Here is a 17,241-nt window from a genome sequence, read left to right as displayed (position 1 = left end):
GTGCGGAGCGCGCTGACGATCGGGATCGGTACCCACCCCGAAAGCGCAGGCGAGGCCTGCCGGTGTGGTGGCGCGGATTCTGCGCAGGAGGACGCAGGCAGTCAGTAGCAGCAGTTCGCGCTCGCTCTCACTTCCTCACACCCGCAGCGAGACGCAGGGCGCAATGGCAATGAGATGCGGCCCGTCGCGGCGCTGTGACGGAAGGATCGAAGCCGGCATGGCAGGCGAAATGCCGCGATCTGTCTACCGATCGGTGGCATCGGCTCCGCGCGGGATGCGGATGCGGATGCGGATGCGGATGCGGCGAAGACTAGGCGTTGTCGCCCAGCAGGTAGCCCTGCCCGCGCACCGCACGCAACGGCAGCGTCGCCGCGGTGGCCGCGGTCACCCGTGCGCGCAGGCGATGCACCAGCACCTCCAGGCGGTGCGGATCGAAATCCCACGGCGCGTCGGTGACCGCCGCGATCAGCGTGTCGCGATCGACCGGCGCGCCGCGTTGCGCGAACAGCGCCTTCAGCAGGCCGCGCTCGGCCTCGGTCAGCGCCAGCGTGCGCTGCGCTGGCGAGGACAGCGTCCAGCCGTCGTCGCTCAGGCGCCATTCCTGCGCCGGCAGCGCCTCTGGCGGCGTGGCGGGCTGCAGGCGCCGGCGCAGATTGGCCAATGCGGCGATCAGCAGTTCCACATCCAGCGGCTTGACCAGGTAGATGTCCGCGCCTTGCAGCAAGCCGCGGGTCATGTCGGTGTTGGCGCCGCGGCCGGTGAGCATCACGATGCCCGCCTGCGGCGCGATCTGCCGCAGGTAGCGCGCCACCGAATAGCCGTCTTCGCCCGGCAGCCCGACATCCAGCACCACCAGATCGCAGACATGGCCGAGCAGATGCCGGTACAGCAGTTCGGCGCTGCCGAAGCCGAGCACCTGCGCGCCCTCGTGGCCCAACTCATCGACGATGATCGCGCACAGTTCGGCGTCGTCCTCGACCACCGCGATCCGCACGCCGTCCAGCACCAGACCCTGCGACGCAGTCATCGCCGATCGCTCGCAGAAGGCGACGGCAAGCGCACGGCGTAAGCCAGGGAGCGAGCGCAGGCCACGCGGCTAGCCCTCCCCGCCATTCGCGCCAGCCAGCGCGGGCGGCTGCGCATGCTCGTGCGGAAAGCTAAGCACGAACGCGGCGCCGGTGCCGGTTTCGGCATCGATCCAGATCCGCGCGCCATGCCGCTGCATCAGCCCGTTCGCCATCGCCAGGCCCAGCCCGGTGCCTTGGCCGACCGGCTTGGTGGTGAAGAACGGTTCGAAGATCCTGTCGTGCAGATCGGCGGGAATGCCCGGACCGGTATCGCGGCACTGCAGCCAGGCTTCGCCGCCCACGCGCCGGCCCTGCAAGGTCACCGTGCCGCCGTGCTCCATCGCATCGTCGGCATTGGCGACCAGGTTGAGCAGGATCAGCTCCAGCTGATGCCGGTCGAAATGCACCTGCAACCCGGGCGGCACCTGGACATCGAGCGCGATGCCGGGCTTGAGCGCCTGCTTCAACAGCGGCTGCAGCGTCGCCACCAGTTCGCCGAGATCGAGCGCCTCGGCCTGGGTCTCGTCCTGGCGGCTGAAGCTGAGCAATTTCGCGCTGACCGCGGTGGCGCGCCTGGCCGCCGACTCGACGCCATCGAACGCCGCACCGATCGCCTGCGCATCGCTGGCGCGGCGTCCCTGGCGCACGTAGCCCAGCACCAGGCTCAGCAGGTGGTTGAAATCGTGGTTGAGGCCGGAGGCCAGTCGCGCTACCGCTTCCACCTTCTTCGCGTTCACCAGTTGCTCTTCGACCCGTTGCCGTTCGGCCACTTCGCGCTGCAGCGTATCGTGCGCGATGCCGAGTTGCTCTGCGCGCGCCTGCGCATCGCGCAGGCTCTGCCGCAACGCGGCCGACGTGCGGTCCAGTACCACCGCGATCAGCAGGAAGATGACGCCACTGATGAGCGCATCGCCGATGACGTCCTGCGGCTCGCCATTGCTCAGGTCCAGGTTCGTTCCGAGCGCGAACGACAGCGCGACGACGGCGAACATCATCCACAATGCCGGCCGCCCCACCGCCAGCGCGGCGATCGCCATCGGTACCACCAGCACCGGTTGCTCGAAGCGTTGTCCACCGAAGCCGCTGGCGGCGTAGCTCGCCACGACCGAGATCGCGAACACGCACAGCGTCTGGTAGGCGGCCCAGCGGAACCGGCCGAAACGGATCAGCACCACGCCCAGCAGCGCGACCGCGCTGAACAGCGCGCTCAACCCCAGGCTGGTCAGTTCGCCGGGGCGCCACGCAACCGGCACCGCGATCGCACGATACAACCACGCGGCGACGGGCAAGGTCCCGAAAAGCAGCAACACCACCTGGAACATCGGCGCATTGCGCAGATCCACCGGATCGGCGACCGGCACGGCACGCAACCATCTAGCCGGGCCATGCAACAACCGGTTGAATATCCCATCTCCCCGCATCAGCACCGCCAACCGCTCCTCCCCGCGCACCCCTGCGCGACCAGTATGCGACGATTGCGTCCCATACGCATCCTTCACGCGCTTGCGAACGCGTGAGGCGCGCGCCGGCCTTGCCGCCCCATTCGTGCCCATGACGTACTGCACGCGCCACCGGCGCGGAAGTGCGCTGCAATCGCGGTCCTGCTGCAGGAGCCCGCCATGCGCTTTCGCCACCTTGTCCTGTGCGTACTGCTGAGCCTGAGCGGCGCCGCGGCCGCGGCCGACGACGACGCAGCCGCGGTGCGCACCGCCGATGCGCGCTACTGGCAGGGCTACAACGCCTGCGACATGCACGCGATGGGCGAGTTGCTCACCGACGACGTGGAGTTCTACCAGGACAAGACCGGCCTCACCGCCACTAAGCCGGCGGTCCTGCAATCCTTGCGCAACGGCCCCTGCGCCGACCCGGCGATGCACCTGCGCCGCGAAGCCGTGGCCGACAGCCTGCAGTTCCATCCGCTGGCCGGCGGCTTCGCGCTGCTGTCGGGCACGCACCGCTTCTACGTGCAGCGCGACGGCACGCCCGAGCACCTGGACGGCCAGGCCGAGTTCACCAATCTCTGGCAAGCGGTCGATGGCCACTGGCGCATGCGCCGCATCTACAGCTATGCGCACGGTGCGGCGCCCTACGTGGCGCCTGCCACGCACCTGACATTGGCGCCCGACATCCTGGCCGGCTACGCCGGCACCTATCTCGGCAAGAAGGTCGGCGACATCCGCGTTGCGGTGGAAGGCGACCACCTGAAGCTCACTGCCGGCGCGTTGGTCGTCACCCTGCGCGCCGAATCGCCGACGCGCTTCTTCGCCGAGGAACGCGACCTGCACTTCGTATTCGCGCCGGCAACCGACGCAGGCGTGCGCCAGCTGAGCGTGTACGAAAGCGGCGCCATCGTCGAGACCGCAACCGCGCAGTGAAGCAGCAACGGCGACGTCGCGTGCTGTGCTTCAACGCCGATGCAGCACGGACACCTCGATGAAATCGGCCGTGCTGCGTTTCAGATAGACCCGATAGCTGCCCTGTCCGGCAATCGGCACATCGAAGCCATCGCCCGGCGACAGCCCTGCGCGCTCGACTGATGCACCCTGGCGCGGCGTCGCCCGCAACCGCGTCTTCGCGCCATCCTCGCCGCGCGTCGCATTGGTCACCGTCAGCGCGCCGTCCCAAAGGACGCGGCTGTCGCCCGGCAACAGGCTGAACTCGATCGAGGGCGAACTGGGCGCCGGCTTGCACGCGGCGGCCTGCGCTTCGGCCAACCGCCGCTCCAGCGGCTTGACCTCCACGTACTGCACGCATCCGTAAGTGCCGCCGACCAGCACCAGCACCGCCGACACCTCGGCGGCGGCGCGTTTGAACGACAGCGTCTGCCACCATTTCTGCGCAGGTGGTTGCGGCGGCTGACGGTTCGCTCGGGCCATGCACGCCACGCTATCGGCGTCGCGCAGGCTTGTCTGTTAGCACGGCTTGCGCTGTGGATCGCGGAAGCTTCCGTCTACACAGCGCTCCGCAGTCCGTCCACGCATCGATCGAAGGATGGAGCGATCGGTTGAGGATCGGCGCCAACACGACATGGCGAAGCCGATCGGTCGGGCATGCCGCCGATCGTCATCGAGATGGCGGCCCTGGCCACCATCGCCGCGCGCCGCGCGATCGCACCGGCGCCACCACCCGCACCCGCGGCAATGCCGCGCTTCCACGCATGCTGCGCCGCAACTTGACGCAGCGACTGCGCCTGGCGGAACCTTGCCATGTACTTTCGAAATAATTTTCGCAATCCGAAACCTACTTGTCAAGCGACATCAGCCCGCCGGTTCGGCAAGCTGGCCACGCACGACAGCCACCAGGAAAGCCGATGACCAAGACCATCTCCCCAGGCGCGTTGGACGCCGCCGCCGAGGACAGCGGCGACGCGGCGGACAAGAAGCTGCGCAGCACCGTGCAATCGCTGGCGAAGGGGTTCCGGGTGCTCGAAGCGTTTTCCTCCGAGCACGAGGAACTGTCGCTGAGCCAGATCGCGGCACTGGCCAAGCTGGATCCGGGAACCACCTTCCGCATGCTCAACACGCTGGTCGAGCTGGGCTACGTAAACCGTCTTCCGGAAAGCCGCCGCTTTCGCCTGACCCTGAAAGTGCTCGACCTGGGCTTCCACGCCATCGCCCGCCGCGACCTGCGCAGCGTGGTGCGGCCGTTGCTGCGCGCACTGGTCAGCGACGTCAACGAAGCGGCCAGCTTCGCGGTGCTGCAGGGTCCCGACGTGCTCTACATCGAACGGGTGCGTGCCGGCATTACCCGCCTGGGCGTGGACATCCGCATCGGCACCACCGTGCCCAGCACCCGCACCGCGATCGGCCTGGCCATGCTCGCGCATCTGTCGCCGGCGGAAGTGACGCGGGTGACCGGGGTGAACGTGCACGCGCCGCACGCACCGGAGATCGCCGCCATGCTCGGCACCTTCGAGCGCATCCGCCGCGACAACTACGTGATCCTCGATTCGATGCTGACCGAGGGATTGCGCGTGCTGGCGGTGCCGGTGCTGGATGCCGACGACTATCCGCTCGGCGCGATCAGCGTCGCCGCGCCGTCGGTGCGCACCAGCCACGACGAACTGCTCGACACCGCCCTGCAACCCACCCTGCTCGCGGCCAAGGACATCGCCTTCGCGATCCAGGCCAGCGGGAGCGTCGCCGTGACCGCACCCAGCACCTGACCGTCCGGGCGCCCGCCCGGCCCCCTGCAATCCGACCGCTTCGTGGACGCTCCGGCGCCCGCGCCGGGTTCTTCTTGTCCTGCGAGAGGCAGCAACGATGCTCATGCCCACCACCACCGCCAACGCCGCCACCGCCCGTTCGCTGCCGCCCGCCGAGGCGCAGGCCGAAATCGGCGCCCGGCTCGAACGCCTGCCCATCACCCGCCAGGTCTGGTGGGCGCGCAACATCGTCGGCGCCGCTACCTTCTTCGACGGCTACACGGTGATCGCCATCGCCTACGCGATGCCGGTGCTGGCCAAGGAGTGGAACCTGTCGCCGGCGCAGATCGGCATGATCCTGTCGGCCGGCTACCTGGGCCAGTTGCTCGGCTCGGTGTTCTTCGGCTGGCTGGCCGAGCGCGTCGGCCGCCTGCACGTGCTGCTGTTCACCATCCTGCTGTTCGTGTCGATGGACGTCGCCTGCCTGTTCGCCGGCGGCGCCGCGGCGATGATGGCGTTCCGCTTCATCCAGGGCATCGGCACCGGCGGCGAAGTGCCGGTGGCCAGCGCCTACATCAACGAACTGGTCGGCTCGAAGAAGCGTGGCCGCTTCTTCCTGCTGTACGAAGTGATGTTCCTGCTGGGCCTGGTCGCCGCCGGCGGCATCGGCTACTTCCTGGTGCCGGCCTACGGCTGGAAAGCGATGTTCATGGTCGGGCTGGTGCCCGCGGCGATCATGATCCCGCTGCGCTTCTTCATGTTCGAATCGCCGCGCTGGCTGGCATCCAAGGGGCGCTACGACAAGGCCGACGCGATCGTGTCCGCACTGGAGCGCAGCGCCGAGCGCCGCCACGGCCCGTTGCCGGCGCCGGTGTTCGACCGCAACGCGCTGCCCAAGGCGCAGCGCTCGGACTGGCGCGAACTGTTCGGCAGCATCTATCTCAAGCGCACGCTGGTGATCTGGTGCCTGTGGTTCTGCTCCTACCTGGTGGCCAACGGCCTCATCACCTGGTTGCCGACGCTGTACCGCCAGCATTTCGGGCTGTCGCTGCAGCAGAGCATCGCCTACGGCTTCCTCACCTCGCTGGCCGGCGTCGCCGCCGCGGTGGTGTGTGCGCTGTCGATCGACAGGGTCGGGCGCAAGCGCTGGTACGTCATCGCCTTCGCTGTCGGCAGCATCCCGTTGCTGGCGCTGGCGATGCTGGGCGGCACCTCGGCGCTGCAGGTGCTGGTGTTCGCCGCGCTGGGCTATGCCGCGGTGCAGACCATCACCTTCTCGCTGTACCTGTATTCGGCCGAGCTCTATCCCACTCGCATCCGCGCCATCGGCACCGGCCTCGGCAGCGCCTGGCTGCGCCTGGGCTCGGCCAGCGGCCCGCTGGTGGTAGGCGCGGTCATCGCCGGCATCGGCCTGCGCTACGTGTTCGTCGCCTTCGCCGCGGTGCTGCTGGCCGGCGCGGCGGTGACGCTGCTGTGCGCGCTGGAAACCAAGGGCAAATCGCTGGAAGAACTCTCGCCCTGAGTCCGGCTCCGGCCGCGGCTGCGCAGTCCGCCGCACGCCTTCGATTCGCACCACCCCACGTCGAGCCTCGCGTTCGACTCCATCCCCCGTTGACCCGAAGAAAAGGAAAACAGCATGAGCAACATCGACCTGAAAGGCCTGGTTCCCGCGCCCGTCACCCCGTTCACCCGCGACGGCGCCGTCGACTATCCCGCGATCAAGCGCATCGGCAAGTGGCTGGGCGGCATCGACGGCGTCAAGGGCCTGACCGTGCTCGGCCACGCCGGCGAAGGCACCTTCCTGGAGCGCGACGAGCAAGCCAAGGTGATCGAGGCGTTTCGCGACTCCGTCGACGCGCGCATTCCGATCATCGCCGGCATCACCCTGGAAGGCACCCGGGTGGCGGCCGACGAAGCCAAGCGCGCGGTCGCCGCCGGCGCCTCGGCGGGCCTGATCTATCCCTCGCACGGCTGGCTGCGTTTCGGCTACCAGAAGGGCGCGCCGCAGGATCGCTACAAGGCCATCCACGAGGCCAGCGGCCTGCCGATGATCCTGTTCCAGTACCCGGACGTGACCAAGGCCACCTACAACCTGGACACGCTGCTGGAGATCGCCGCGCTGCCGGGCGTGATCGCGATGAAGAACGGCGTGCGCAACATGAAGCGCTGGGACACCGAGATCCCGGTGTTCCGCAAGGAACGCCCGAACGTGCCGGTGCTGACCTGCCACGACGAATACCTGCTGCACACCATGTTCGACGTGGACGGTGCGCTGGTGGGCTACGGCTGCATCGCGCCGGAGCCGCTGATCGAGATGATCGCCGCCGGCAAGGCCAAGGACTACGCCAAGGCACGCGCGCTGCACGACCGCCTGCTGCCGGTGACCAAGAGCGTCTATCACCGCGGCTCGCACATGGAAGGCTCGGTCGCGCTGAAGTGGGCGCTGGCCGCACGCGGCCTGCTCGATCACGCCACCGTGCGTTCGCCGCTGCTGCCGCTGGCCGAAGGCGCCGACAAGGAAATCGCCGACGCGATGGCCGCCGCCGGCCTCGGCAAGGTGGCCTGAGCCGACCGGCCCGATCCAGCTCGATGGGCCGCGCAGTTGCGCGGCCCATCCGCTCCGCCGATGGCGCGCGCATCGGCGCAGCGCAATGTGTTCATCACCGCGTGTTTTGCCGGTCCCCCCACAGCTCTGCGCACATGCCGTGTCCGTCGCCGACGGACGCGACGCTGTCCTGCGGCTCCACGACCGGAAGGTGTCTCCCCTTCGCGCACTGCCGCGACGCCGCGCACCTACTGCGCGAGTCCAGCGAGTGCCTCGCCTCGTCCGTGGAGCGTCCCATGTCCCGAACTCTTTCTTTTGTCTCGTTGCTGGCCGCCGCGCTGCCCGCCACCGCCATGGCCGCCGACACCGACCAATGGCTGGACGAACACGGCATCGCGCCGCGCTTCGTCTGGTCCAACGACTACGCGCGCAATGCCGATGGCGGCCTGTCGCGCGGCGATCGCAATGCCGGCGGCGTGGTCGCCGGCGCCGACCTGGATCTGCAGCGCTTGTTCGGCATTCCCGGCGCCACGCTGCACGCCACCGGCGCCTGGTACTACGGCGACAGCCTGTCGCAGCGCCAGATCGGCAATGGCGTCAAAGTGCAGGGCTACTGGTATCCGCAACAACAGGCGCAACTGGCGCAGCTGACCTGGGAACAGGCGTTCGCCGATGGCCGCTGGCAACTCGTCGCCGGACGCATGAACACCACCTGGCAATTCGCGCGCAGCCGCTACGGTTGCCGCTTCGTCGGCGCATCGGATTGCCCGTTCCAGCTGAGCCAGGCCGATGGCGGCTTCGTCGGCTTTCCGTACGTCAACTGGGGCGCGAAGCTGCGCTACAAACCCGGCGCGACCTACGTCTCGGTGGGCGCGTTCGAACTCAATCCGCAACGCAAGAACAACGATGGCCTGGACTGGAGCACCGCCGACAGCAGCGGCGTGCTCGGCACCCTGGAGGTCGGCTACGAGCCCGACCCCGCGCTCGGCCGAGGCGCGCCGCGCTACGTGGCCGGCGTCTGGTACAACTCGGCCGACTACAGCGACCTGCGCTACAACCGCAGCGGCGGATTGCGCGGTCTGGTCGGCGGGCAGGCGCGCATGTACGACGGCGGCCGCTGGGGCACCTATGTGATGGGCGAACGCGCGCTCTACCGGCCGCAGGGCATGGCCGGCAAACGCATGCTGGTCGCGTTCGGCAACATCGCCGCGCCGCTGGATGCGCACCAGGTGTACGACCTGCAGGTCACCGCCGGCCTGTACTACGCCGGCCCGTTCGCATCGCGGCCGGGCGACGGATTCGGCGCCATCGCCAACTACTACCGCTTCAGCGCCGACCAGCAGGGCTACATGAACGACCTGCTGCGCAAGCGCGGCGCCGCGCCGGACATCTCGCGCAACGAAACCATCTTCGAACTCAACTACAGCTACCGTGTCGCGCAGTTGCCACTATCCCTGGTACCGAACGTCCAGTACATCGTCAATCCGGACATCCTCGGCAATACCGCCGCACGCCGCGCACCGGACAACGCGCTGGTGATCGGCTTGCGGGTGATGGTCAATATCGGCGGGCTGGGTACGCCGAAGTGAAGCGCATGCAGGGCGCACCGCGATAGCGGCAAGCGCTGCGGCTTGCAGCGCTTGCGCGGCCGCGCGCCCGCCTGAGCCGCATGCCGATCGGGCAAGCCTGCGGCGCGGACGGACAAGGTATCCCGCCGCACGTCGCGGCACGGCGCAGCGTCCGTTTCTCGGGCAGGAACACACAGCGATGCCGTGCCTGCGCCAGCCGCCGCGCAAACGCTCTGGCTGCTGAACGGCCGAGTTGCAAAGGTCGCCAACTGCCATTAAATGTACAACTGAACATTTATGCAGGAACACCGACCATGGCGGCAAAGCCACCCGCGCGCCCCCGCGGCCGCCCGAGCAAGGATCAGGCCGACGGCCGCCAGGCGCTGCTGGCGGCGGCCACCGGCAGCTTCGCCCGGTACGGCTTCGAGCGGGCCGATATCCGCACCATCGCTGCCGCCGCAGGGGTGAGCCCGAGCCTGGTGCGCGTGCATTTCGGCAGCAAGGCCGAACTGTGGAACGCCTGCGTGAACCAGCTCGCGCAGGACGTCGTCCCGCGCCTTGCGGCCATGGCGCAGCTGACCCGCCACGACCAGCGCCCGCTGCACGAACGGCTGACGGACGCCATCCTGATCATGGCCGCCTTCTACGAGGCCAACCCCGCGGTCCGCGACTTCGTCGCGCGCGTGGTGTCGGAAAGCCCAGAGCGCGCCACCGTCGTCGCCGAACGCTTGCTGCGTCCCTCCTACGAGGCCGGCCACGCGTTGATCCTTGCAGGCATCGAGGCCGGCATCGTGAAGGCCACGCACCCGGCGCTGTTCTTCGTGCTGTTGAACAGCATGCTGAGCCAGCCACCGGAATTCCCGCAATTGCTGGCGCGGCTGGCCCCGGAGATCGGTGCCGGCGAGGCGCGGACGCGACTGGTCGCCACCGTCCTCGCCACCTTGCTGCATCCCCCGCATCGCGACACCGGTGGCGCGCCGATCGCCGCGCTGCGCACTCCCCAGGAAGGCACCCCATGACAGACGCAATCCCGCAACCGCGTTCGCTGCCGCTGCTCGGCAATTTCCACCACCTCGATGGCGATGCGCCGGTGCAGAGCCTGATGCGGCTGGCCAAGGTGCACGGCCCGATCTTTCGCTTGAACAGCGGCCCGCTGTCGCTGACCGTGCTGAGCGGGCAGGACCTGGTGGACGAGGTCTGCGACGAAACCCGCTTCGAGAAGAAGCTGCACCGTCCCCTGCATTTGCTGCGCGACCTCGGCGGCGACGGCCTGTTCACCGCCTACAACGACGAACCCAACTGGGCCAAGGCGCACCGGCTGCTGATGCCCGCGTTCGGTCCGATCGGCGTGCGCTCGATGTTCGGGCGCATGGAGGACATCGCCGAACAGATGCTGCAGCGCTGGGAGCGATTCGGCCCGGACGCGGTGATCGACGTGGCCGACAACATGACCCGGCTGACGCTCGACACCATCGCGTTGTGCGCCTTCGACTACCGCTTCAACAGCTTCTACCAGAACGAGATGCACCCCTTCGTCGCGGCGATGGTGGGCGCCTTGGCCGAAGCCGGGTCGCGCGCACGCCGGCCGGACCTCGCCAATCGCCTGCTGGCGCCCGGCCGGCGCCGCTACGAAGCCGACCTGGCGATGATCCGCAGCGTCGCCGATACCTTGATCGCCGAGCGCAGGGCCGACCCCGACGCGGCCTCGCGCGACGACCTGCTCAACCTGATGCTGTACGGACGCGACCAGGCGACTGGCGAAGCGCTGTCGGACGAGAACATCCGCTACCAGATGGTGACCTTCCTGATCGCCGGCCACGAGACGACCAGCGGCCTGCTGTCCTTCGCGCTGTATCTGCTGCTGCGCCATCCGGCGGCGCTGGCGCGTGCGCGCCAGGCCGTGGACGCCGCGCTGGGCACGCAGCCGCCGCAGGTCGAAGACCTGGCCAAACTGCGCTACATCGAGCAGATCCTGCAGGAAACCCTGCGGCTGTGGCCGACCGCACCGGCGTTCGCGGTCGCGGCGCGCGAAGCGACCACGCTGGCCGGCCGCTATGCGGTGACGCCGCAGGACACCTTGCTCGTGCTGATTCCCACCCTGCATCGGGATCCGAAGGTGTGGGAAGACCCGGAGGCCTTCCGCCCGGAGCGCTTCGCGCCCGACGCGGCCGAACGGCTGCCGCCCAATGCCTGGAAACCGTTCGGCAACGGTGCGCGCGCCTGCATCGGGCGCGGCTTTGCGATGCAGGAGGCGCAACTGGTGCTGACGATGATCCTGCAACGTTTCGATCTGGACCAGGTCGATCCGAACTACCAGCTCGAGGTCGCGGAAACCCTGACGCTGAAGCCGGACGGCTTCCGCATCCGCGCGCGCCGGCGCGACGACGTCGCCCTGCGCCGCCGTAGCGCGGTGCCGTCCGCGCCGCAGAAAACCCTGGCGCCGGCCACCGTGCCCGCACCCGCACCCGCCAGCATGGCCGCGGGGACGCCGCTGCTGGTGCTGTACGGCGGCAATTCCGGCTCGTGCGAGGCGTTCGCGCAACGCATCGGCGGCGACGCGGCCGCGCAGGGCTATGCGCCGGTGGTCGCGCCGCTGGACGACCATGTCGGCCGCCTGCCGCGCGACGGCGCGGTGGTGGTGGTCACCTCCTCCTACGAGGGCCAGCCGCCGGACAACGCGCGCCGCTTCGTGGACTGGATCGAAACCCTGGCTGCCGGCGATCTGGCCGGCGTGCGCTACGCCGTGTTCGGATCCGGCAACCGGCAATGGGCACGCACCTACCAGGCGATTCCCAAACGCGTCGATGCCGCGCTGGAGGCGGCGGGCGCCACACGCTTCAAAGCCCGCGGCGAAACCGATGCCGGCGGCGATTTCTTCGGCGGCTTCGATGCCTGGTACGCCGGCCTGTGGCCGGATCTCGGCCAGGCGCTGGGAAAGGCGGCGATGGAGCAGACCGCGCACGCGCTGGAGGTGGACATCGTGCCCTCCGCACGGCTTGGCGCATTGCGGCTGACCGAACTCGACCAGGGGCGCATCGTCGACAATCGCGAACTGGTCGACATGTCCGCAGCGTTCGCGCGCTCCAAGCGCCACATCGAGATCGCGCTGCCCGACGGCATGCGCTACCGCACCGGCGACTATCTCGCGGTGCTGCCGCGCAACCCCGCCGCGCAGGTCGAGCGCGCGCTGCGGCGCTTCGGCCTGGCCAGCGATACCCAGGTCGTCATCGGCCAGCGGCCCGGTGCCGCATCCGGCCTGCCCAGCGGCTATCCGGTCGCGCTGGCGCAGGTGCTCACCGACTACGTGGAGCTGGCGCAACCGGCCACGCGCGCGCAGGTCGCGCAACTGGCCGCCGCCACCCGCTGCCCGCCCGATCGCGCCGCGCTGGAAACGCTGGCCGCCGAGCCGGCGTATACCGACGAGGTGCTCGCCAGGAAAACCAGCCTGCTCGATCTGCTGGAGCGCTTCCCCGCCTGCGAACTGGGGCTGGGCGCGTTCCTCGGCGCGCTTCCGTCCATGCGCGCGCGGCAATATTCCATTTCCTCCTCGCCGCTGCGCGACCCGGCGCAGTGTTCGCTGACCGTGGCCGTGCTCGACGCACCGGCGCTATCGGGAATGGGGCGCCGCCGAGGTGTGGCCTCCACCTATCTGGCCGGCCTGGACGCAGGCGCGCTGGTGTCGGTCGCGGTGCGGCCTTCGCAGGCGAGCTTCCACCCGCCGGAAGATCCGGCCACGCCGATCATCCTGGTCTGCGCCGGCAGCGGCATCGCGCCGTTCCATGGCTTCCTGCAGGAGCGCGCGATCCAGAAGGCGGGCGGCCGCGACGTCGGCGAAGCCTTGTTGTTCTTCGGCATCGACCATCCCGACGTCGACTGCCTGTACAAGGAGGAATTGCAGCGCTGGCAGGACATGGGCGTGGTCGATGTGCGCCTGGCCTGCTCGCAGGCGCCGCAGGACGGCGTCGCCTATGTCCAGCACCGCATGTGGCAGGACCGCGAGCGCGTGTCGGCGCTGTTCCAGCAAGGCGCCACCGTGTTCGTCTGCGGCGACGGCGAGCACATGGCGCCCGCGGTACGCGACACCTTCGTGCGCATCTATCGCGACAGCATGGGCGTCAGCGACGAAGCGGCCAACGCCTGGGCCGACCGTATCGAACGCGAACACGGCCGCTACGTGGCGGACATTTTTTCGTGACAGCGAGGAGATCAGGGCTGACTGGCGAACGGCAGCGGAGGCGGCCGCCTGCGAATGTGCTCGTCGCAGGCGGCCTGGCTTGTGGCCATGCGCCAACGCGTTCGTTCGGGACAGCGCGCGTAGCTGACGCCTTCGCCTCGGCATCGCCTTGTGCGATGGCCAACGCGGCGCCAAGCCAGAACCCTCCCTAAGCAGCGGCGGCACGAACGGTCAGCGTGGGGTGCTCTCATCCGATTGCAGCGGAAAAACCGCAAGAGCAGCGACATCGGAGTGCCACGTCGCGACAGAACCTTCGTGGCAGCGCGCCGTGCGCACGCTGCCCATGCAACGCTACTTCTTCAGCGACGCATCGTCGCCGCTCTTCGTCGCGGCTGCATCCTTGGCCGGGCGGTTGCGATTCTTCTTGGCCCGGGTAACCAGATAGAAAGCCGATCCGACGAACAGGATGAACAGTCCGGCGACCCATGGCATCAGCGTGGTGTCCATGCAAAGCTCCGTGTGGTTGTGCGGCCCCTAAAACACCACACCGCAGGTGAAGGGCTTGCTAGCCTGGACCCGCCTTCGACGGCGCGCGCGCCGGACCGAACGCATCATGCTGCCGTGCGACATGCCTTCCGGCGCCATCCGTAGCCTAATCGCGCCGTAGCATCCGGCATGCGCCACGTGCCGGCCGCGTGGCGCGTCGCATCGCATGCGCGCCACGGCTGTCCCCATCTCGCGCGGCAGCGATGCTGTCCGATGCGGTATCCCTGCCCACTCAGGAGCGTCCAGATGATCAGCAAGAACACCATTTGCCTGTGGTTCGACGGCACCGCGCTGGAGGCCGCCACGTTTTACGCCGATACCTTTCCCGACAGCGCGGTCAAGGCCGTGCACCGCGCGCCCGGCGACTATCCCGCCGGCAAACAGGGCGATGTGCTGACGGTCGAATTCAGCGTGCTCGGCATTCCGTGCCTCGGCCTCAACGCCGGCCCCGCGTTCCCGCACAGCCAGGCGTTCTCGTTCCAGGTGGCGACCGACGACCAGGCGGAGACCGACCGCCTGTGGAACGCCATCGTCGGCAACGGCGGCCAGGAAAACGCCTGCGGCTGGTGCAAGGACAAGTGGGGCGTGTCGTGGCAGATCACCCCGCGCGTGTTGACCGCCGCGATCACCGATCCCGATCCGGCGGTGGCCAAGCGCGCGTTCGAGGCGATGATGGGCATGATCAAGATCGACATCGCCGCCATCGAGGCCGCACGGCGCGGTTGAGCTTGCCCATGCCTCGCGCTCCGGCCGGCCGCACGGACGGCACTGCGCAGATTCGCAAGCTCAATCGCCTCCCATCACGATGTCGTAGCTGGTGCCATTTCCCGCAGGCACAAATCACCGCATTTTTTGCGGCGATTAGGAACCGTAGTCGCCGCATAGGCAAAACAGCCCTTTTTGCGTCGCTTTTGGAAGGAACCCAGTGCTCGCCAGGTAATTATTGCTTGACTGCCAGACCTCGGACTGCAATAAATGACCCACTGGTCATTTATTGAGGACACATGCCATGGCCGAAGTACTGATCGTGGGCGCCGGTCCCACCGGGCTCACTCTGGCGTTGTGGCTGACCCGGCAGGGCGTGCGCGTGCGCCTCATCGACAAGAGCGCCGGCCCGGGCGAGACCTCGCGCGCCATGGCGGTGCAGGCGCGCACCCTCGAGCTGTACCGGCAGGTGGGCATTGCGGACGCGGTCGTCGCCGCCGGCCATCGCACTCCGGCGATGAACCTGTGGGCACGCGGCAAGCGCCGCGCGCGGATCGCGCTGCAGGATTCCGCGGCGGGCATCTCGCCCTACCCGTTCGTGCTGGTGTACCCGCAGGACCAGCATGAGCGCCTGCTGATCGCACAGCTCCAGACGCTGGGCGTCGCCGTCGAGCGCACGACCGAACTGCTCTCCTTCGAGGACCACGGCGATCGCGTCGCCGCGCGCCTGCGCCTGCCCGACGGCAGCGAGCAGGCCGCGGAGGTCCGCTATCTGGCGGCATGCGACGGCGCGCGCTCGCCGGCGCGCCACCAGCTCGGCATCGGCTTCGAAGGCGGCACCTACAAACAGGCGTTCTACGTCGCCGATGTCGAACTCGGCGGCCTGCAGTCGATGGACGAAGCGCACATCGCGCTGGGCGACGGCGACTTCATCCTCGTGCTGGCCTACAGCAAGCGCGGGCACTACCGGCTGATCGGCACCGTGCGCGACGCGCGCGCCGGCCGGGCCGAAAGCCTGACCTTCGCCGACGTCAGCCAGGATGCCATTCGCAACCTCGGCGTGCGCATCGACCGGGTCAACTGGTTCTCGACCTATCGCGTGCACCATCGCGTCGCCGATGCCTTCCGCCGCGGCCGCGCGTTCCTGCTCGGCGACGCCGCCCACGTCCACAGCCCGGTCGGCGGCCAGGGCATGAACACCGGGATCCTCGACGCCATCAACCTGTCCTGGAAACTCGCCGACGTGCTCCAGGGCCGCGCGTCCGACGCCGTGCTCGACAGCTACGCCACCGAGCGGCAGGCCTTCGCCCGCACCCTGGTCAACACCACCGACCGCGCCTTCACCCTGGTCACTGCCGAAGGCAGCGTCGCCAGTTTCGTCAGGACCTACGTCGCCCCGACCCTGGCCAGCCTGGCCTACCGGCTGCGCAACGTCAGCGAGCTGATGTTCCGCACCGTGTCGCAGACCATGCTGAACTATAGCGACAGTCCGTTGAGCGCCGGCAAGGCCGGCGACGTTGAAGGCGGCGATCGCCTGCCGTGGGTGCAGACCGCGGACGCCGACAACTACGCCCCATTGCCACAGATCGGCTGGCAGCTGCACGTCTACGGCAGCGCGCAGCCCGCACTGCAGGCCTGGTGCGACGCCCGCGACATCGCCCTGCGCGTCTTTGCATGGCGGCCCGACCATCACGCTGCCGGCTTCGCGCAGGACGCGGCCTACCTCGTGCGTCCCGACGGCTATGTCGCCTTCGCCACGGCCGATGCATCGCCCGCGGCGCTGGATGCGTATCGTGTGTCCCACGGGTATAGCCAGCACTGAGCCTCGAGACCGCATGACGCAACCGACCACCCCTAAATGGAAACGCCGCAAGGACGATCGCCCTGCGGAGATCCTGAGCGCCGCGCTCGACGCATTCGCCGAGAACGGCTTTGCCGAGACCAAGCTGGCGGACGTGGCCAAACGCGCAGGCGTGGCGAAAGGCACGCTTTACCTGTATTTCGACACCAAGCAGGATCTGTTCGCCGCGGTCGTGCGCCACGGGCTGCTGACCAGCCTCGCCCCGATCGAGGAAGCCGCCGCCAGCTTCGAAGGCGGGCTCGCCGAACTCACCACCCTGCTGCTGGCGCGTGCCGCCGAGCGCATGGGCGACCAGCGCCTGCCTGCGATCATGCGCATGGTGATCGGCGAGAGCCGCGCGTTTCCGGAACTGGCCCGCATCTGGCACGCCGAAGCCATCGACCGGGTGATGTCCACTGTCGCCGGCCTCATCGAAAAAGCCCAGGCGCGCGGCGCGGCCCCCGCCGGCGATCCCAAGCTCTACGTGTTGTCGATCATGGGGCCGATGCTGATGGCGATGCTGTTCCACCAGGTCTTCGGCAGCGACAGCGCGCACGCGCCGGACCTCGGCGCACTGGCCGAGCAGCACGGACGGTTGCTGTTGCACGGGATCGAGCCGAGAGCCGGTACCGGATAAACCGGGATCGGACTT

At 68.8% G+C, this 17,241-nt stretch carries 14 protein-coding genes; 10 read left to right on the top strand and 4 right to left on the bottom strand.

Annotated elements, in window-relative coordinates:
- Positions 1–310: 310 nt before the first annotated feature.
- The gene (locus tag HEP75_RS03400) at positions 311–1,027 is read right to left on the bottom strand and encodes a response regulator transcription factor (protein WP_185825456.1); all 717 of its coding nucleotides are present in this window, start codon (positions 1,025–1,027) and stop codon (positions 311–313) included.
- A 69-nt stretch (positions 1,028–1,096) separates the two neighbouring features.
- Positions 1,097–2,494, bottom strand: a complete 1,398-nt coding sequence (locus HEP75_RS03395) for an ATP-binding protein (RefSeq protein ID WP_255424068.1) — start codon at positions 2,492–2,494, stop codon at positions 1,097–1,099.
- 192 nt (positions 2,495–2,686) lie between these two features.
- Between HEP75_RS03395 and HEP75_RS03390 the strand changes: the two genes are divergently transcribed.
- Positions 2,687–3,442, top strand: a complete 756-nt coding sequence (locus HEP75_RS03390; RefSeq protein ID WP_185825454.1) for a nuclear transport factor 2 family protein — start codon at positions 2,687–2,689, stop codon at positions 3,440–3,442.
- Positions 3,443–3,472: 30 nt separating this feature from the next.
- On the opposite strand, the gene HEP75_RS03385 is transcribed toward HEP75_RS03390, so the two are convergent.
- Positions 3,473–3,943 carry a hypothetical protein gene (locus tag HEP75_RS03385; RefSeq protein WP_185823274.1) on the bottom strand — a complete coding sequence of 157 codons (471 nt, stop codon included), beginning with the start codon at positions 3,941–3,943 and terminating at the stop codon, positions 3,473–3,475.
- A 434-nt stretch (positions 3,944–4,377) separates the two neighbouring features.
- On the opposite strand from HEP75_RS03385, the gene HEP75_RS03380 reads away from it, so the two are divergent.
- The 6 genes from HEP75_RS03380 (at position 4,378) to HEP75_RS03355 (ending at position 13,519) form a co-directional block, all read left to right on the top strand.
- Positions 4,378–5,232 carry an IclR family transcriptional regulator gene (locus HEP75_RS03380; protein ID WP_185815165.1) on the top strand — a complete coding sequence of 285 codons (855 nt, stop codon included), beginning with the start codon at positions 4,378–4,380 and terminating at the stop codon, positions 5,230–5,232.
- 103 nt (positions 5,233–5,335) lie between these two features.
- Positions 5,336–6,733, top strand: coding sequence for an MFS transporter (locus HEP75_RS03375; protein WP_255423982.1), 1,398 nt, complete (start codon positions 5,336–5,338; stop codon positions 6,731–6,733).
- Between the two features lie 114 nt (positions 6,734–6,847).
- Complete coding sequence (locus HEP75_RS03370; RefSeq protein ID WP_185825452.1) at positions 6,848–7,777, top strand: dihydrodipicolinate synthase family protein; 930 nt, start codon at positions 6,848–6,850, stop codon at positions 7,775–7,777.
- 275 nt (positions 7,778–8,052) lie between these two features.
- Positions 8,053–9,345, top strand: a complete 1,293-nt coding sequence (locus HEP75_RS03365; RefSeq protein WP_185825451.1) for a carbohydrate porin — start codon at positions 8,053–8,055, stop codon at positions 9,343–9,345.
- Between the two features lie 80 nt (positions 9,346–9,425).
- Positions 9,426–10,343 carry a TetR/AcrR family transcriptional regulator gene (locus tag HEP75_RS03360; protein ID WP_221899299.1) on the top strand — a complete coding sequence of 306 codons (918 nt, stop codon included), beginning with the start codon at positions 9,426–9,428 and terminating at the stop codon, positions 10,341–10,343.
- The gene (locus tag HEP75_RS03355) at positions 10,340–13,519 is read left to right on the top strand and encodes a cytochrome P450 (RefSeq protein ID WP_185825450.1); all 3,180 of its coding nucleotides are present in this window, start codon (positions 10,340–10,342) and stop codon (positions 13,517–13,519) included. Before HEP75_RS03360 ends, HEP75_RS03355 begins: the two co-directional genes overlap by 4 nt.
- Positions 13,520–13,849: 330 nt before the next feature.
- Here the strand turns inward: HEP75_RS03355 and HEP75_RS03350 are convergent, their stop codons facing one another.
- A complete protein-coding gene (locus HEP75_RS03350; RefSeq protein ID WP_185815159.1) occupies positions 13,850–14,005 on the bottom strand; it encodes a hypothetical protein in 156 nt (51 codons plus the stop codon).
- 285 nt (positions 14,006–14,290) lie between these two features.
- Here HEP75_RS03350 and HEP75_RS03345 point away from each other — a divergent pair, with 285 nt between their 5' ends.
- The 3 genes from HEP75_RS03345 (at position 14,291) to HEP75_RS03335 (ending at position 17,226) form a co-directional block, all read left to right on the top strand.
- A complete protein-coding gene (locus tag HEP75_RS03345) occupies positions 14,291–14,770 on the top strand; it encodes a VOC family protein (protein ID WP_185825449.1) in 480 nt (159 codons plus the stop codon).
- A gap of 283 nt (positions 14,771–15,053) precedes the next feature.
- Entirely contained in the window at positions 15,054–16,571 is a 1,518-nt protein-coding gene (locus HEP75_RS03340) for an FAD-dependent oxidoreductase (RefSeq protein WP_185825448.1), read from the top strand.
- The gene (locus HEP75_RS03335) at positions 16,534–17,226 is read left to right on the top strand and encodes a TetR/AcrR family transcriptional regulator (protein ID WP_255423981.1); all 693 of its coding nucleotides are present in this window, start codon (positions 16,534–16,536) and stop codon (positions 17,224–17,226) included. Before HEP75_RS03340 ends, HEP75_RS03335 begins: the two co-directional genes overlap by 38 nt.
- Positions 17,227–17,241: the final 15 nt, after the last annotated feature.

It is taken from the genome of Xanthomonas sp. SI (assembly GCF_014236855.1).
GTDB lineage: Bacteria > Pseudomonadota > Gammaproteobacteria > Xanthomonadales > Xanthomonadaceae > Xanthomonas_A.
Note: the sequence above shows the minus strand (reverse complement) of the source record. Positions and strands in the feature narration are given on the sequence as shown.

Coding starts and splice junctions, on each gene's coding strand:
- HEP75_RS03400 (WP_185825456.1), bottom strand. CDS start 1,027: ATGACTGCGTCGCAGGGTCTGGTGCTGGACGGCGTGCGGATCGCGGTG.
- HEP75_RS03390 (WP_185825454.1), top strand. CDS start 2,687: ATGCGCTTTCGCCACCTTGTCCTGTGCGTACTGCTGAGCCTGAGCGGC.
- HEP75_RS03385 (WP_185823274.1), bottom strand. CDS start 3,943: ATGGCCCGAGCGAACCGTCAGCCGCCGCAACCACCTGCGCAGAAATGG.
- HEP75_RS03380 (WP_185815165.1), top strand. CDS start 4,378: ATGACCAAGACCATCTCCCCAGGCGCGTTGGACGCCGCCGCCGAGGAC.
- HEP75_RS03375 (WP_255423982.1), top strand. CDS start 5,336: ATGCCCACCACCACCGCCAACGCCGCCACCGCCCGTTCGCTGCCGCCC.
- HEP75_RS03370 (WP_185825452.1), top strand. CDS start 6,848: ATGAGCAACATCGACCTGAAAGGCCTGGTTCCCGCGCCCGTCACCCCG.
- HEP75_RS03365 (WP_185825451.1), top strand. CDS start 8,053: ATGTCCCGAACTCTTTCTTTTGTCTCGTTGCTGGCCGCCGCGCTGCCC.
- HEP75_RS03360 (WP_221899299.1), top strand. CDS start 9,426: ATGCCGATCGGGCAAGCCTGCGGCGCGGACGGACAAGGTATCCCGCCG.
- HEP75_RS03355 (WP_185825450.1), top strand. CDS start 10,340: ATGACAGACGCAATCCCGCAACCGCGTTCGCTGCCGCTGCTCGGCAAT.
- HEP75_RS03350 (WP_185815159.1), bottom strand. CDS start 14,005: ATGGACACCACGCTGATGCCATGGGTCGCCGGACTGTTCATCCTGTTC.
- HEP75_RS03345 (WP_185825449.1), top strand. CDS start 14,291: ATGATCAGCAAGAACACCATTTGCCTGTGGTTCGACGGCACCGCGCTG.
- HEP75_RS03340 (WP_185825448.1), top strand. CDS start 15,054: ATGGCCGAAGTACTGATCGTGGGCGCCGGTCCCACCGGGCTCACTCTG.
- HEP75_RS03335 (WP_255423981.1), top strand. CDS start 16,534: ATGCGTATCGTGTGTCCCACGGGTATAGCCAGCACTGAGCCTCGAGAC.